The sequence below is a fragment of the Streptomyces sp. NPDC006012 genome (assembly GCF_042871185.1).
Taxonomy (GTDB): domain Bacteria; phylum Actinomycetota; class Actinomycetes; order Streptomycetales; family Streptomycetaceae; genus Streptomyces.
In genome coordinates this window covers 106671-121057 of the sequence record NZ_JBIAIE010000020.1, presented here as the reverse complement: position 1 = coordinate 121057, position 14387 = coordinate 106671, and the positions used below count along the sequence as shown (strand labels likewise).

The window sequence follows — 14387 nt, the reverse complement described above, 5'->3', positions numbered from 1 at the left end:
CGGCTCACCCCCGTCCGGTGCTGGGGAGCGGCCCGTAGACCTCGGTGAGCTGGCACAGCCGGAGATGGACGGACCGCTGGATGTGCTGGGCGCACTGCCGGTACGCCTCCGGTGACTGCCCGTCCGGATCGGGGATGTCACCGTGCGGGTCCAGCCGCACGGTACGGCTCGCGGCCTCCGGCGCCAGGGCGACGACCCGGTCGCGGTGGGCCCTGGTCATGCAGTAGATGACGGAGCTGACCCGGCACAGTTCCGAGGTGATCGGGCGGGCCCGGTGGCGGCGCGGATTTCCCCGGCCCGGCACCCGTTGCAGGCCGAGTTCGGCGAGTGCGGAGCGCGCGCCGGGCGCCATCGGGCGCGCGGACAGCGGTGTCGCGATACCCGCGCTGGAGAACCGGAAGGCGTGGGCGACGCCCGCCTCCGCCGCCTGGGCCCACGCGATGACCTCCGCCATGGGGGAACGGGAGGTGTTCCCACCGCAGACGAACAGCACCCGGCATGCCGCGCCGGTGCCGCGTGTTCGCCACCAGAGGGCGGCCGACGGATAGGCCAGGGCCGCGACCGCGGCGACGCCGAACCCGAGGGCGATCAGCTGGCCGGTACCCGGCGCCAGCAGTCCGGCCAGCCAGGTGAGCGCGTAGGACGCGACCAGACCGGACATCAGGCTGGCGAACGCCCAGGCCGGTACGCCCCAGGTGTACTCGCGGCGGTCGAGGTAGATCAGCGTGGCGAAGACGAACAGCACCTCGTAGGTCACGCCGATCGCCGCTGCCGCGAGCGCGGGAGGCGTGCCGAGGAACGTGGTGAAGCCCGCGCGCAGCTGCGGCTGCCCGGCCAGCGCGCCCGCCCCGAGCAGCACCGCCAGCCAGATCGGCGCCGCCGCATGCTCCTCCGCGAAGAACCGGCGGTCCGTGGCCACGACCCCGTTCTTGGCGACGCGGCTCATGATGTCGAACCGGCCGAGATAGCCGACGAGGTAGATGAGGACGCTCAGTACGGCGGCCAGTGTCAGCTGGTAGCTGTGCACATCGGAGAGCGCCACCGAGACCGCTATGAGACTGAGGAACAGACCCACCCAGGAATTCTTCATGACCCGCCGCTTGCGGGCCGCGTCGATCAGCGGGGAGAGAATCAGAACTCCGCCCCGCATCAACAGCAGCATGAAGAGGATCGAGACACCGGAAAAGGTGTAGTTCATCGTGGTGGCGCCGACGATGAGCGAAGTGAAGAAGCCGGCCGCCAGCGTCTCGCGCCCCGCCACCGGAATCCGGTGCCCGCCGATCCGAGCCCGCCGCAGGTGCCGCCACCGGCCCGTCAGGGCCAGGAAGAACACCATGGCGACGAGTTGTCCGAGCACCGTGGCGGGCAGCATCTCAGCGCCGCTGACCTGCTGGGACGAGAGCGGAGTGACTCCGCTGGCGAGTGCCTTCACCAGCATGGCGTAGGGGATGTACGAGATGAAGTAACCGAAGGTGAGCCAGCCCATGTGAGTCCCATAACTGCTCGGACGCCAAGGTCATTGACGTCGCAAGTCCGGGAACGGCACGTCTGGTCGGAATCTGACCCGAGGAACAATCTGGATGTTTTTCAGGGCGCTTGTACGCAACGGCCGTACAATTTCCGTCGCCCGTCGCATGGGCCTCTGCAATCCCGCAGGTCGCCCCAGGGCGTGCAATCGAGCGGCCCACCTGCTGTGTGCGGCCGCTGCCTTTTCGCTGTTCATTGTTCAGGCGCGTACGCCTTCTCGAAATCGTACCGCCGACGCATGTGCCCGGCCAGCGCGGAAGCGGCGTGCGCGCGCCGTCCGGCGGCAGCCGTCAGGGGCCGGGAATCGGCGTCTCGCGGGACTCGCCCGACACCCCGCCACGGCACGCCCGGCCGCGGGGCGCGGGCCGGTGGTGCTCGCCGCCCCTGGCTGGGGCGGCGGACCGGCTGGCAGGTGCCCGTCGCCGGGCCGGCGGGTCCGGGGCTCGTCTCCCTGGTGACGATCGCCGCACCGCTGCCGACGTCCGAGCACGGCATGCGGAGCATCTCGGTCAGCTGCGAACTCGCGTCATTCGATCAAGAACTGCAAGTTGCGCACCGTCCCCGTGCCGAAGAAACGGAGTGTCCGCCCTGAATTTTTCAACGACAGCGGACCGGCATCCACCGAGTGGCGGATGCCGGTCCGTGTCGACGTGTTTTCCATAAAAGCGAGTCACTTAACAGGCAAAGAAAGCGAGGTGGCCCCGCCGGTCCCGTCCCGGGATCCGGAGGTGCCGGCGCCGGCCTGATCCGACGCCGCTTGTCGAAGCACCCCTCAGAGCGCCTGCGCGCCCGGCTTCACCATGTTGCGGACCGTGCGGGCCTTGACGAAGTCGCCCATCGCGGTCATCTCCCACTCGCCGGAGAACTGGCGGATGAGCTTGGCCATCAGCACGCCCGTCTGCGCCTCGGTACCGGTCAGGTCGAAGCGGACCAGTTCCTCGCCGGACGCGCTGTCCACCAGGCGGCAGTACGCCTTGGCGACCTCGGTGAACTTCTGGCCCGAGAAGGAGTTGACCGTGAAGACCAGGCCGGTGACCTCCGGCGGGATCCGGCCGAGGTCGACGACGATCACCTCGTCGTCACCGCCGCCCTCACCGGTGAGGTTGTCGCCGGAGTGCTTGATCGCGCCGTTCAGGATCGTCAGCTTGCCGAAGTAGCAGCTGTCGATGTGGTTGCGCTGAGGGCCGTAGGCGATGACCGAGGCGTCCAGGTCGATGTCCTTGCCGCGGAAGGCGGGCTCCCAGCCGAGGCCCATCTGCACCCGGGACAGCAGCGGACGGCCGCCCTTGACGAGGGAGACGGTCTGGTTCTTCTGGAGGCTGACCCGGCCCTTGTCCAGGTTGATCTTCCCGGTGCCGGGCGCGGCGGCCGGCGGCGCCGGGGGAGCGGCGGGCATCGGGGGCGTCGCGGACGGCGCGGCGGGCTGTGCGGCGGGCGGCGGCGAGGTCACCGGCCGGGCGGCCGGGGCGGGTTCCTCCACGGTGACGCCGAAGTCGGTGGCGATGCCCGCGAGTCCGTCCGCGTAACCCTGGCCGACGGCGCGCGCCTTCCACTGGCCGGCGCGGAGGTAGATCTCGACGACCACCAGTGCCGTCTCGGTGCCGAGCTGCGGGGGCGTGAACGTCGCCAGGACGGCGTTGTCGTCGGCGGCGCGGATCGTCGCCGTCGGTTCGATGCCCTGGAAGGTCTGGCCCGCGGCGTCGGGGCTCGCGGTCACGACGATCTTCTCGATGCCGGGCGGGACGGCGGCGGTGTCGACGACGATCGCGTCGGGCGTCGCGCCGCCGCCCGAGCGGTGGGTCACACCCGGTCCCGCGGGCTGGTTGTAGAAGATGAAGTCTTCGTCGGAGCGCACCTTGCCGTCGGCGGTGAGCAGCAGGCCCGATACGTCGAGCCGCACCGGGGCGGCGACGTCCACCGTCACCCGGGACGTGGAGAGCGGGATGTTCGAGCCGGGGGTCATAGCGGTCATGCCAGAGATAACGATCGAGAGCGCTTTGCCGTTCCCTTACCTTGGGGCCGTTCGGCCCAGCGCTCCCGCCGGCCTCCCGCGGGGGCGGCCGAGGACGGCCGCGGGGGCGCTCAGGGGCCTTCACCCCTGAGCGCCCCCGCGGCCCGCGGTCCGCCTACGGCACCACCACGATCTTGCGTCCCACCCCCGCCGCGAACTGCTCCAGCGCCGCCGGGTAGCTCTCCAGCGGGATGCGGTCGCTGATGAACACCTCGGGGTCGAGCACACCGTTCGCGAACAGCTCCGCCGCCCGCTCGTAGCTGTGCAGCACCGCCATGGAGCCGGTGATGGTGATCTCCTGGTTGTAGATGCGGTACGGGTCGATGTTCACCCGGGTCGCGTAGTCGGCGACCCCGAACTGGAGGAACGTGCCCGCCTTGGCCACCCGCTCCAGGCCGTCCTGGATGGCCGCCGCGTTCCCCGTCGCGTCGATCACGACGTCCCAGCCCTGCGGCCGGTCGAGTTCGTCGGCGTTCGCGGCGGACGCCGAGACGCCGAGCCGGCGGGCCGTCTCCAGCCGGTCCGGGTTCAGGTCCACCACGTCCACGCTCGCCGCGCCGGTCCGCTTGGCGAGTTCCAGCATCATCAGTCCCATGGTTCCTGAGCCGTAGATCAGCACATGGGTGGCCAGCCGGGACTGGAGGATGTCGTAGCCGCGCACCGCGCAGGACAGGGGCTCGATCAGGGCCGCGTCCTGGGTGCGTACGTGCTCCGGCAGCTTCACGCAGTTCGCCACCGGCGCCACCGCGTACTGCGCCGCGCCGCCCGGGTTGGTCACGCCGATCGCCGCCCAGCGCTCGCAGAGGTTGTTGTGGCCGGCGCGGCAGAAGCGGCACTCGTAGCAGTACAGCGACGGGTCGACCGCCACCCGGTCGTCGACCGCGACCTCGGTGACCTGGGCGCCCACCCCGACGACCCGTCCCGCGAACTCGTGCCCGGGCACGATCGGCAGCTTGGGTGCGAACTCGCCCTGGAGGATGTGCAGATCCGTGCCGCACAGGCCGCAGGCGGCCACTTCGACGACGACCTCGCGCGGGCCGGGCGTCGGGTCCGGGACCTCCGTGACGACGGCGCGGCCCATGGACTCGATGACGGCGGCCTTCATTTGACGGCTCCCAGCGAGAGGCCCTGGACCAGCTTGTCCTGGGCGGTGAACCCCGCGGCGAGCACCGGCAGGGAGACGACGAGCGAGGCGGCGCACACCTTCGCCAGGAACAGGCCCTGGCTGGTGATGAAGCCGGTCAGGAAGACGGGGGCGGTCTCGGCGACCACACCGGTGAGGACCCGGGCGAACAGCAGCTCGTTCCAGCTGAAGATGAAGCAGATCAACGCCGTCGCGGCAATGCCGGGCAGGGCGATCGGTGCCACCACACGGGCCAGGATCGTCGGCAGCCGGGCGCCGTCCACCCGGGCGGCCTCGATCACCGCCACCGGGACCTCGGCGAGGAAGGACTGCATCATCCACACCGCGATCGGCAGGTTCATCGAGGTGTACAGGATGACCAGCAGCCAGATGTTGTCGAGCATGCCGGTGTTCTTGGCGAACAGGTAGATCGGCAGCAGGCCCGCCACCACCGGCAGCATCTTCGTCGACAGGAAGAAGAACAGGACGTCCGTCCACTTCCGTACCCGGCGGATGGAGAGTGCGTACGCCGCCGGCAGGGCCAGCACCAGCACGAACAGGGTCGAGGCGATCGACGCGGTGGCCGAGTTGATCAGCGCAGGCCAGGGGTCGGCCCCGCCGCCCGCGCCGAAGAACTCGCGGTAGCTGTCCAGGGTCAGGGAGGCCCCGAAGGACGGCGGATTGGTGGCGGCGTCCGTCTCGGAGTGGAAGGAGGTCAGGGCCATCCACGCGATGGGCAGGAAGAACAGCAGCCCCACCAGCCAGGCCACCAGGCCCAGCCCCGCTCCGCTGCGACGGCGGGACCGTACGTTCACGGTCTTTGCTGCGACGGTGCTCATGCGCGCGACGCCTCCTCGCGGAACAGCGACGACACCACGCGCAGTGCGAAGGTCGCGATGATCATCGAGCCGATGACCACCACGACGCCCGCGGCCGAGGCGAGGCCGTTCTCGTGGGCCTGGTAGAAGCTCTGGTAGACGGTGTACGGAAGGTTGGCGGTGCCCAGGCCGCCCGACGTGATCGTGAAGACCGCGTCGAAGTTCTGCACGATGTAGATCGAGCCCAGCAGGCCGCCGAGTTCGAGGTAGCGGCGCAGATGCGGGAGGGTGAGGTAGCGGAAGACCTGCCAGTCGCTCGCGCCGTCCACCCGCGCGGCTTCGAGCTGCTCGTTGTCGCGGCTCTGCAGTCCCGCCAGCAGGATCAGCATCATGAACGGCGTCCACTGCCACACCAGGGAAGCCTCGACCGCGATCAGCGGATTGTCCGAGATCCAGTCCGGCTGAGGGCCGCCCACATAGTGCAGTAACCCGTTGAACAGGCCGTATTCGGGGTTGTAGAGCACATGCTTCCACAGCAGGGAGGCGGCCACGGGCACGACCAGGAACGGTGCGATCATCAGCGTACGGACCACGCTGCGGCCCCGGAACTTCCGGTTGAGCAGCAGTGCGACGGCAAGGCCCAGGACCAGGCTGGCCAGGACCACCGTGACGGTCAGCACGATGGTTGTCCACACCGACTGGCGCAGGTCCGCGTCGGTCAGGACCTGCCGGTAGTTGTCGATACCGGTGAAGTGACGGTCCTTTGGATACAGCGCGTTCCAGTCGAAGAACGAGAACACCAGGGTCGCCACGAAGGGCAGCTGGGTCACTACGATCATGAAGACCAGCGCGGGCAGCAGCGGTGCTCGGGTGACCCACGCGCGGAGGCGGTTCGGCGGCCGGATCGCCGGCCGCGTGGGGGCGGCGGCGACCGGGGCGGGGGCGGTGACGGTCATGATCCCTCGTACTTCTTGCCGACGGCCTCGGCGAGCTTCTGTGCCTTCTCAAGCGCGCTGTCCACGGACTGCCGTCCCGCGACGGCGGAGCTCAGCTCCTGCGAGACCTTGGTGCCCAGGTCGGTGAACTCGGGGATGTCGACGAACTGGATGCCGGGCGCGGGGCGGGGCTGCACACCCGGGTCGTTCGGCTTGGCACTGGAGATGGCGTCCCGGGTGACGTCCGCGAAGGCGGCCGCCTCCTTGCGGTACTCCGGGATGTCGTAGGTCGAGCTGCGCTTGCCGGCCGGCACGTTGGCCCAGCCCGCCTTCTCACCCACGAGCTTCTCGTAGTCCTTGCTGGACGCCCACGAGATGAACTTCCAGGCGTCGTCGGCGTTGTCGGACGCCTTCTGGATGCCCCAGGCCCAGGTGTAGAGCCAGCCGGAGCTGTCCGTCTTGTCGACCGGGGCCGGGACATAGCCCATCTTGCCCTTGACCGGGGAACCGGAGGCCTCCAGCGAACCTGCACCGGACGTGGCGTCGTACCACATCGCCGTCTTGCCCTGCGTCGTGTTGTTCAGACACTCGGCGAAGCCGGCCTGCGGTGCGCCGGACTCGCCGTGCTTGCGGACCAGGTCGACGTAGAACTGCGCGGCCTTCTTGAACTCGGGGGAGTCCAGCTGGGCCTTCCAGTCCTTGTCGAACCAGGTGCCGCCGAAGGTGTTGACGACCGTGGTCAGCGGAGCCATCATCTCCCCCCAGCCGGGCAGCCCGCGCAGACAGATGCCCTTCATGCCGGGCTCGGCGCCGTCTACCTTCGCGGCGAGGTCCGCGACCTGCTTCCAGGTGGGCTTGGCCGGCATGGTCAGGCCCTTCTTCTGGAGGACGTCCTTGCGGTACATCAGGAAGGACGACTCACCGTAGAAGGGCTCGCCGTAGAGCTTGCCGTCGGCCGCGGTGAGGGCCTGCTGCATCGGCTTGAGGATGTCCTGCTGGTCGAAGGCGGTGTCCTTCTTGACGTACGAGTCGATCGCGTGGAGCCAGCCGTTCTTGGCGTAGATCGGGATCTCGTAGTTGCTGAGCGTGGCCACGTCGTACTGGCCGGCCTGGTTGGCGAAGTCCTGGCTGATCTTGTCCCTGACGTCGTTCTCCGGCAGGACGGTGAAGTTCACCTTGATCCCGGTGTCCTTGGTGAAGTGACCGGCGGTGAGCTTCTGCAGCTCCACCATCTGCGGGTTGTTCACCATCAGGACGTTGATGGAGTGGGCCGAGGACCCGCCGCCGGCTCCGCCGGCGCCCGAGCAGCCGACGAGCAGCGGAGTGATCAGCGTCCCTGCGGCGGCCAGGGCGAACGTGGCGCGCGGCCTCCATCGGCTCTGGGTGTGCATGGCTAGCTCCTGATAGGTGTGAGGGTGTACGGAGATGTGCGGATACAAGGGGCGCGGGGCGGTGCGCGGCACCCCCGGGGATTGCCTTGGCATATGAGTGCGGATCAATCAGACGCGGATGACCTGCGGCCCCAGCAGCGAGTAGCGGTGGGCCTCGGTCGTGGGGAGAAGGGTGCTCGTCACGATGGCCTCCAGCGCGCCGACATCGGCGAACCGGCAGAAGCTGACCGCGCCGAACTTGGTGTGCGTCCCCACGAAGACGGTGCGCCGGGCGGCCCGGACGGCCTGTGCCTTGACCTCGCTGACCGCCGGATCGGGGGTGGTCAGCCCGTGTTCGCGGGAGATGCCGTTGGCGCCGATGAAGGCGAGATCGACCACGAAGCCGGCCAGCATCTTCGTGGCCCAGTGGTCGACGGTCGCCAGTGTGCCGGGGCGGACCCGGCCGCCGAGGAGCAGCACCGAGACCTTCTCGGCCTCGGCCAGGGCGCCGGCGACCGGCAGGGAGGCGGTGACCACGGTCAGTGGCCGGTCGACGGGCAGGGCCTCGGCGATGAGCTGCGGGGTGAAGCCCTCGTCGACGAAGACCGTTTCCGCGTCGCCGAGCAGTTCGGCGGCGGCAGCGGCGATCCGGCGCTTCTCGGGCACCTGGCTGGTGGCCCGGAAGGCGAGCGTCGTCTCGAACCCGGCACTCTCCACGGGATAGGCGCCCCCATGGGTGCGGCGCACCAGACCGTGGTCCTCCAGGGCACGCAGATCGCGTCGGATGGTCTCCTTGGCCACGCCCAGTTCGGAGGCGAGTGCGGTGACGTCGACAGAGCCGGCCGTCCGTGCTGCCCGCACGATCTCTCGCTGCCGCTCCTCGGACGTGCTGGAACTCATCGCGTCACCTGCCTCCACACTGAGGTGTGCCCGTTCGGGCCCGGTTGGGCCCTTGGGGGATGTTTTACAGCGGGGGTGTGAGGCTGACCAGGTCTGTTGCGGATTTGATGCTGCCCGTATGTGCCCGATCGCCGAGCAGAGTGCCCGTCTCGGACCTGCGTGGCTGCGCCGGGCGAGGTGGGAACGGGCAATGTCTGTGCCCGAATGCCAGGGCGGGTGGGCCCGTTCGGTGCCCGCCCGCCCGTACGGGGCGGCGATTTTCCGCCGCTTCCCGGTCCGTGCCGTGTGCCGTTTCCGGTTCTCTCTCCGGACCGTGCCCGTCTCGTTCTCAGTACGGCCAGACTCAGTACGGCCAGATCGGCGGGTCGTTCACGAAGTGGCCGCCCAGGTGGGTGTGGGCCGGGTCGTCCGGGGTCAACTCCCCTTGTTCGGCGATGAGCTTCGCGGCGTACGGCTCCGAGTCGTCCTGCGGTTCGTAGCCGAGTGCCCGCGCCCCGGTCAGGTCCCACCACAGGCGGGTGTTGGCGGACGAGCCGTAGACGACGGTGTGGCCGACGCGCTCGGCGGTCAGCGCCGCGTGGAAGAGGCGGGCGCCGTCGGCGGGGCTCATCCACACCGAGAGCATGCGGACGCTGGTCGGCTCCCGGAAGCAGGAGCCGATGCGGACGGAGACGGTCTCCAGGCCGTGCTTGTCCCAGTAGAGCTGGGCCAGGTCCTCGCCGAAGGACTTGGACAGGCCGTAGAAGGTGTCCGGGCGGCGCGGGGTGCCGGCCGGGATCAGCGGGTCGTCGCCGCGCGGGGCCCGGGTGAAGCCGACCGCGTGGTTGGAGGAGGCGAAGACGATCCGCGGCACGCCCGCCCGGCGGGCCGCCTCGTACAGGTGGTAGGTGCCCTCGACGTTCGCCTTCAGGATCTTCTCGAAGGTGGACTCCAGGGAGATGCCCGCGAGGTGGATGACCGCGTCGACGCCCGTCACGGCCTCGCGCAGCGCCTCGGTGTCCGCGAGGTCCGCGGTGATCGCGTCCGGCTCGCCCTCGATCGGGCGCATGTCGAACAGCCGCAGGTCGTAGCCGTAGTCGGGGAGCAGTTCCCGCATCAGGGTGCCGAGACCGCCGGCGGCGCCGGTGAGCAGGACGGTGCGGGGAGCGGGCATGCTCGGTCTCCTCGGGTCGGTGGCCAGGGCCGGTGGCCGACGGTTCGGGCCGGCCGCTGCCTGGGTGGGCCAACAGTCGCATTCATGGCCAGCATTCACATTCGTGGACACGCTAGGGAGCGGTGCTCCGGCTCGTCAAGGGTGGCATGGAGTGGGTGAATCCGCTCTCGTGTTGCGGGTTTGCCCGCTTGACCGGCCCCGAGTGCGGCCCGTAGCGTGGATCCGTTCAGAAATATAGACACCGATCATAGACATGCACCGACAGGGAGCGCCCGTGACGTCAGCCCCTCTCGCCGCGCGACTCCGCAACCCCAGCGGGCCGCTGTTCTTCCCCGTCACCCCCTACGCGCCGGACGGCTCCGTGGACCTCGACGTCTACCGTGCGCACGTACGCCGGGGCGTCGAGGCCGGGGCCGCCGCCGTGTTCGCCTGCTGCGGCACCGGGGAGTTCCACGCGCTGCTGCCCGAGGAGTTCACCGCCTGTGTACGCGTCGCCGTCGAGGCCGCAGGGGGCGAGGTGCCGGTCGTCGCGGGCGCCGGATACGGCACCGCGCTCGCCGCGCGCTACGCGGCCCTCGCCCGGGACGCCGGGGCCGACGGGCTGCTCGCCATGCCGCCCTACCTCGTCGTCCCCGGCCAGGAGGGCCTGCTGCGGCACTACCGGGAGATCGCCGCCGCGACCGACCTGCCCGTGATCGTCTACCAGCGCGACAACGCGGTGTTCACCCCGCCCACGGTGGTCGAACTCGCCCGCACGGAAGGGATCATCGGCTTCAAGGACGGCCTCGGCGACCTCGACCTGATGCAGCGCATCGTCAGCGCCGTCCGCACCGACGCACCCGGCGACTTCCTCTACTTCAACGGCCTGCCCACCGCCGAGCAGACCCAGCTCGCCTACCACGCGCTCGGCATCACCCTCTACTCCTCGGCCGTCTTCTGCTTCGCCCCCGAGATCGCCCTCGCCTTCCACCGGGCGCTCCAGGACGGCGACGAGAGCACCGCGCACCGGCTCCTGGACGGCTTCTACCGCCCGTTCGTCGAACTGCGCGCGCAGGGCCGCGGCTACGCCGTCGCCCTCGTCAAGGCGGGCGTGCGGCTGCGCGGCTGCGACGTCGGCGGGGTGCGGCCCCCGCTGCACGAACCCAGCGAGGAGCACGTCAAACAGCTCGCCCAGGTGATCGAACGCGGCTACGCACTGCTGGCGGCGACCACGTGAAGGTCTCCGGGTTCGTCTACCCCTGGGACGTGATCGGGGACCCGGCGGCCCCCGCGCGGTTCGCCGGGCTCGGCACCGCCCAGGTCACCCTCGCCGCCGCCTACCACTCCACCCGCGCACTCACCCCCCGCCACCCCCGCCACCGGGTCGTCACCGCCGAACACGCCGCCGTGCTCTACCCCCTCGGCGACCACTGGGCGGGCCGCGTCCCGCGGCCCCACCCGGCCGGCGACTGGTCACCCGGCGACGCCTACGGCGAGGCCGCCGACGCGCTCGCCGCGGCCGGGCTGGAGGTGCACACCTGGGTCGTCCTCGCGCACAACTCGCGGCTGGGCGCCGAGCATCCGCACACCTCGGTCGTCAACGCCTACGGCGACCGCTACCCGTGGGCCCCCTGCATCGCGCAGCCCGCCACGCGCGCGTACCTGATCGACCTCGCCGCCGAGGCCGCCGTACGCCCCGGCGCCCGCGGTACGGAGCTGGAGTCCCTCGGCTGGTACGGGCTGGCCCACCTGCACGCCCACGACAAGATCGGCGGCGTCGGCCTCGGCGAGGCCGGCCAGTACCTGATGTCGCTGTGCTTCTGCCCCGACTGCCGCGCGGGGTACGGGGAGCGGGGCGCCGACCCCGGCGAACTCGCCGCCGCCGTACGGACGGCGCTGGAGCCGCTGTGGCGGGGCGCCGCGGCGGACGGTGGCTGGACGGGCGTGGAGAAGCTCCTCGGCGCACCGCTGGCCGCCGCCACGCGCGCGTGGCGCGACGACACCGCCCGCACCCTCCAGGAGGCTGCCGTCGCCGCCGTCCGCGCCGCCGCACCCGAGGGCTTCCAGGTGCTGCTGCACGCGGACCCGGCGTCGTACCACTGCGGCGCCAACGCGGGCGTGGAGCCCCGGCACATCCTGTCCGTCGCGGACGGAGTCGTCGTGCCCTGCACCGGCGGCCCGGACCTGCTCACGCCCTTCGCCGGGCAGCGACGCGCGGACACCGTGCTGGCGGCCAACCTCACCGTGGTCTCCGGCATGGGCGGCAGCCCCGGCACCCTGGCGGCGGACGCGGCCCGGGCCCGCGCGGCGGGCGCCACCGAACTGCGCCTGTATCACCTGGGGCTGGCGTCGGACGGCGACCTGGCGGCGGTGCGGGAGGCGCTCGCCGGGCGCTGAACCAGGGACAGCGCCGTCGCCAGCAGCGCCACCCCGAGCAGCGGCAGCAGCAGCCGGACGTCCGCCACTTCGACCAGCGCGGCCCCGGCGGCCAGCCCGATCACGTTCGGCGTGAACAGCAGGGTGCCCGCGGTGGCGGCCGTCCGGCCCAGCAGCGGGCCGGGCGTCTCGCGCTGTACGGCGGTGAGCGCGGCGATCAGCACGCACGGCAGCCCCAGCCCGCCCGCCACGCCGCACAGCAGCGCAGCCGGCTCGGTGGGCAGCGCCCGCCCGGCCACCGCGAGGGCCGTCAGGGCGATCCCGGCCGCCGCGAACCCGCGGTCGCCGAACCGGCGCAGCGCGGGCCCGCTGAGCAGTCCTACCGCCACCGAGCCCGCGCCCTGCGCGGCGTACAGCACCCCCGCGAAGGCGGGGGAGCGTCCGAGGCGGTCCACGACGGCGTAGGTCAGTGCGCCGTTGACGGCGGTGAAGAACATCGTCGCGCCGCCCGCCAGGACCAGCGCCCGCAGCGTCGGGTGCGCCCACAGGTGCCGGACGCCCTCGGCCGTCCGCTGCCACCGGCTCCCGGCGGGGCGGCCGGGCGGCTCCTCGGCGACGCGCAGCAGGGCGCACACCCCGGCGGCCAGCACGAAGGTGACCGCGTCCAGCAGGGCCACGGCCGCCCCGCCGTACGCCGTGTACAGACCGGCACCGGCCAGCGGCGCCACCAGCTTCATGCCCTCGTTGGCGGTCATCCGCAGTCCGTTGAAGTCGCCGAGCAGCTCCGGGCCGACGACCGCGGGCAGGACCGCCGACTCGGCGGCGTCCTGTACGACGCCCGCGGCGCCGTACAGGAACAGGACGGCGAACAGCAGCCACAGGTCGTCCGGCGCGTCGACGGCGAACAGGGCGGGCAGGAGAGCGGCCGGCAGCAGGTTCAGGGCGATGAGCAGGGGTTTTCGCCGCACCCGGTCGGCGAGTGCGCCGAGCACGGGTCCGGCCGCGGTCGGTGCCCACATCGCCAGCAGGCACAGCGCGGCCAGTCCGTCCGAGCCGGTGAGGTCCTTGACCCACATGCCCGACGCCAGCCACAGCGAGGACGAGCCGAAGCCCGACACCACCACCCCCGCCAGATACAGCCCCGCGTCGCGGTCGCGCAGCACGCGCGTCACGGTCCAGGACGTCCAGGGAGTCCAGGAAGCCCAGAAAGCCCAGGACGGCGCCTTGCCCGTCTCGCTTGTCCTGTCCGTCCTGCCTGTCCTGCTCGTCCTGCTCGTGTTGCTCGTGTTGCTCGTCATGCCTGGTCATAGTGGTTCTAAGGCATGCGTGCAGGCATCGGGCAGATGCCTTAGCCGCCGGGAGCCGCGGCGGTCCGGGCCGTAGGGGGCGGTGCCGGGGCGGGCCGTCGGCGATCCCGTACCGGTTCCGATCGCCGCTTCCGGTCGCCGCCGATGAGTTTCCCGGCCGCCGCCGGTCCACCCCCCGAGTGATCCCCAGCCGCGACCCACAGGAGACCCGTATGACCGGCACGATGTTCGACCTCGGCCCGCAGACCGTAGTCGTGGCACGGCTCGCCGAGGAGGTGACGGACGAACAGCTCTCGGCGGCGACACCCTGCCCGGACCTCGCGGTGCGCAACCTGCTGGGCCATCTGGTGGGGCTGTCCATCGCCTTCCGGGACGCGGGCCGTAAGCGGCTGGGCGCGACCACCGACACCAGCCCGGACACCGGCACACCGGACATCGGCCCCGACTGGCGCACGCAGTTGCCGAAGGCGCTCGCCGAACTCGCCGACTCCTGGCGCGACCCGGCCGCCTGGACCGGCGTGACCCGGGCCGGCGGGGTGAACCTGCCCGGCTCCGTCGCGGGCGCCGTGGCCGCCGACGAACTGGTCATCCACGGCTGGGACCTGGCCCGCGCCATCGGCCGGTCCTACGCACCCGACCCCGCCGCCCTGGAGGCGGCGTACGGCTTCCTGCTCTCCGCGGCCGAACACCCGCCCCGGGACGGCGGACTGTTCGGCCGGGCCGTCCCGGTCCCGCGGGACGCGTCGCTGCTGGACCGGGCGGTCGGTCTGAGCGGCCGGGACCCGGGCTGGACGCCGTAGTCCGCGGGCGGCGCGGACCGCCCTTCGCCCCGCCACCACGCCGTGGGATACTCGCCGGGCATGACGATGCGCTGCGGGGGAAGGCGGG

At 71.3% G+C, this 14387-nt stretch carries 12 protein-coding genes; 3 read left to right on the top strand and 9 right to left on the bottom strand.

The window, feature by feature from the left end; translation table 11 throughout:
• Positions 1–4 precede the first annotated feature (4 nt).
• The 8 genes from ACFYPJ_RS28505 to ACFYPJ_RS28470 form a co-directional block, all read right to left on the bottom strand.
• The gene (locus tag ACFYPJ_RS28505) at positions 5–1486 is read right to left on the bottom strand and encodes a hypothetical protein (protein WP_389023039.1); all 1482 of its coding nucleotides are present in this window, start codon (positions 1484–1486) and stop codon (positions 5–7) included.
• 813 nt (positions 1487–2299) lie between these two features.
• Positions 2300–3490 (bottom strand): TerD family protein, encoded by a 1191-nt coding sequence (locus ACFYPJ_RS28500; RefSeq protein ID WP_389023118.1) that lies wholly within the window; start codon positions 3488–3490, stop codon positions 2300–2302.
• 163 nt (positions 3491–3653) lie between these two features.
• Positions 3654–4643 (bottom strand): zinc-dependent alcohol dehydrogenase family protein, encoded by a 990-nt coding sequence (locus ACFYPJ_RS28495; RefSeq protein WP_389023037.1) that lies wholly within the window; start codon positions 4641–4643, stop codon positions 3654–3656.
• Positions 4640–5500: a carbohydrate ABC transporter permease gene (locus ACFYPJ_RS28490; RefSeq protein ID WP_389023034.1), complete on the bottom strand. Its 861-nt coding sequence runs from the start codon at positions 5498–5500 to the stop codon at positions 4640–4642. Before ACFYPJ_RS28490 ends, ACFYPJ_RS28495 begins: the two co-directional genes overlap by 4 nt.
• Positions 5497–6435, bottom strand: coding sequence for a carbohydrate ABC transporter permease (locus tag ACFYPJ_RS28485; protein WP_389023031.1), 939 nt, complete (start codon positions 6433–6435; stop codon positions 5497–5499). Before ACFYPJ_RS28485 ends, ACFYPJ_RS28490 begins: the two co-directional genes overlap by 4 nt.
• Complete coding sequence (locus ACFYPJ_RS28480; protein ID WP_389023029.1) at positions 6432–7805, bottom strand: ABC transporter substrate-binding protein; 1374 nt, start codon at positions 7803–7805, stop codon at positions 6432–6434. The genes ACFYPJ_RS28485 and ACFYPJ_RS28480 overlap by 4 nt, the downstream gene beginning before the upstream one ends.
• Positions 7806–7913: 108 nt before the next feature.
• The gene (locus tag ACFYPJ_RS28475; RefSeq protein ID WP_389023026.1) at positions 7914–8684 is read right to left on the bottom strand and encodes a DeoR/GlpR family DNA-binding transcription regulator; all 771 of its coding nucleotides are present in this window, start codon (positions 8682–8684) and stop codon (positions 7914–7916) included.
• A 343-nt stretch (positions 8685–9027) separates the two neighbouring features.
• Entirely contained in the window at positions 9028–9837 is an 810-nt protein-coding gene (locus ACFYPJ_RS28470; protein WP_389023023.1) for an NAD-dependent epimerase/dehydratase family protein, read from the bottom strand.
• Positions 9838–10111: 274 nt separating this feature from the next.
• Between ACFYPJ_RS28470 and ACFYPJ_RS28465 the strand changes: the two genes are divergently transcribed.
• Both ACFYPJ_RS28465 and ACFYPJ_RS28460 read left to right on the top strand, forming a co-directional pair.
• On the top strand, positions 10112–11053 hold the full coding sequence (locus tag ACFYPJ_RS28465; protein WP_389023020.1) for a 5-dehydro-4-deoxyglucarate dehydratase: 942 nt from the start codon (positions 10112–10114) through the stop codon (positions 11051–11053).
• Positions 11050–12213 carry a hypothetical protein gene (locus ACFYPJ_RS28460; RefSeq protein ID WP_389023018.1) on the top strand — a complete coding sequence of 388 codons (1164 nt, stop codon included), beginning with the start codon at positions 11050–11052 and terminating at the stop codon, positions 12211–12213. Before ACFYPJ_RS28465 ends, ACFYPJ_RS28460 begins: the two co-directional genes overlap by 4 nt.
• Here the strand turns inward: ACFYPJ_RS28460 and ACFYPJ_RS28455 are convergent.
• The gene (locus ACFYPJ_RS28455) at positions 12150–13490 is read right to left on the bottom strand and encodes an MFS transporter (protein ID WP_389023015.1); all 1341 of its coding nucleotides are present in this window, start codon (positions 13488–13490) and stop codon (positions 12150–12152) included. The two genes, ACFYPJ_RS28460 and ACFYPJ_RS28455, sit on opposite strands and share 64 nt — an antisense overlap.
• A 221-nt stretch (positions 13491–13711) precedes the next feature.
• On the opposite strand from ACFYPJ_RS28455, the gene ACFYPJ_RS28450 reads away from it, so the two are divergent.
• Entirely contained in the window at positions 13712–14299 is a 588-nt protein-coding gene (locus tag ACFYPJ_RS28450) for a TIGR03086 family metal-binding protein (protein ID WP_389023012.1), read from the top strand.
• Positions 14300–14387: the final 88 nt, after the last annotated feature.

What these genes read in the sequence shown, in the direction of transcription:
- ACFYPJ_RS28480 (WP_389023029.1), bottom strand. Translation starts at nt 7,805, where the DNA reads ATGCACACCCAGAGCCGATGGAGGCCGCGCGCCACGTTCGCCCTGGCC.
- ACFYPJ_RS28470 (WP_389023023.1), bottom strand. Translation starts at nt 9,837, where the DNA reads ATGCCCGCTCCCCGCACCGTCCTGCTCACCGGCGCCGCCGGCGGTCTC.
- ACFYPJ_RS28500 (WP_389023118.1), bottom strand. Translation starts at nt 3,490, where the DNA reads ATGACCCCCGGCTCGAACATCCCGCTCTCCACGTCCCGGGTGACGGTG.
- ACFYPJ_RS28475 (WP_389023026.1), bottom strand. Translation starts at nt 8,684, where the DNA reads ATGAGTTCCAGCACGTCCGAGGAGCGGCAGCGAGAGATCGTGCGGGCA.
- ACFYPJ_RS28505 (WP_389023039.1), bottom strand. Translation starts at nt 1,486, where the DNA reads ATGGGCTGGCTCACCTTCGGTTACTTCATCTCGTACATCCCCTACGCC.
- ACFYPJ_RS28490 (WP_389023034.1), bottom strand. Translation starts at nt 5,500, where the DNA reads ATGAGCACCGTCGCAGCAAAGACCGTGAACGTACGGTCCCGCCGTCGC.
- ACFYPJ_RS28455 (WP_389023015.1), bottom strand. Translation starts at nt 13,490, where the DNA reads ATGACGAGCAACACGAGCAACACGAGCAGGACGAGCAGGACAGGCAGG.
- ACFYPJ_RS28495 (WP_389023037.1), bottom strand. Translation starts at nt 4,643, where the DNA reads ATGAAGGCCGCCGTCATCGAGTCCATGGGCCGCGCCGTCGTCACGGAG.
- ACFYPJ_RS28450 (WP_389023012.1), top strand. Translation starts at nt 13,712, where the DNA reads ATGACCGGCACGATGTTCGACCTCGGCCCGCAGACCGTAGTCGTGGCA.
- ACFYPJ_RS28485 (WP_389023031.1), bottom strand. Translation starts at nt 6,435, where the DNA reads ATGACCGTCACCGCCCCCGCCCCGGTCGCCGCCGCCCCCACGCGGCCG.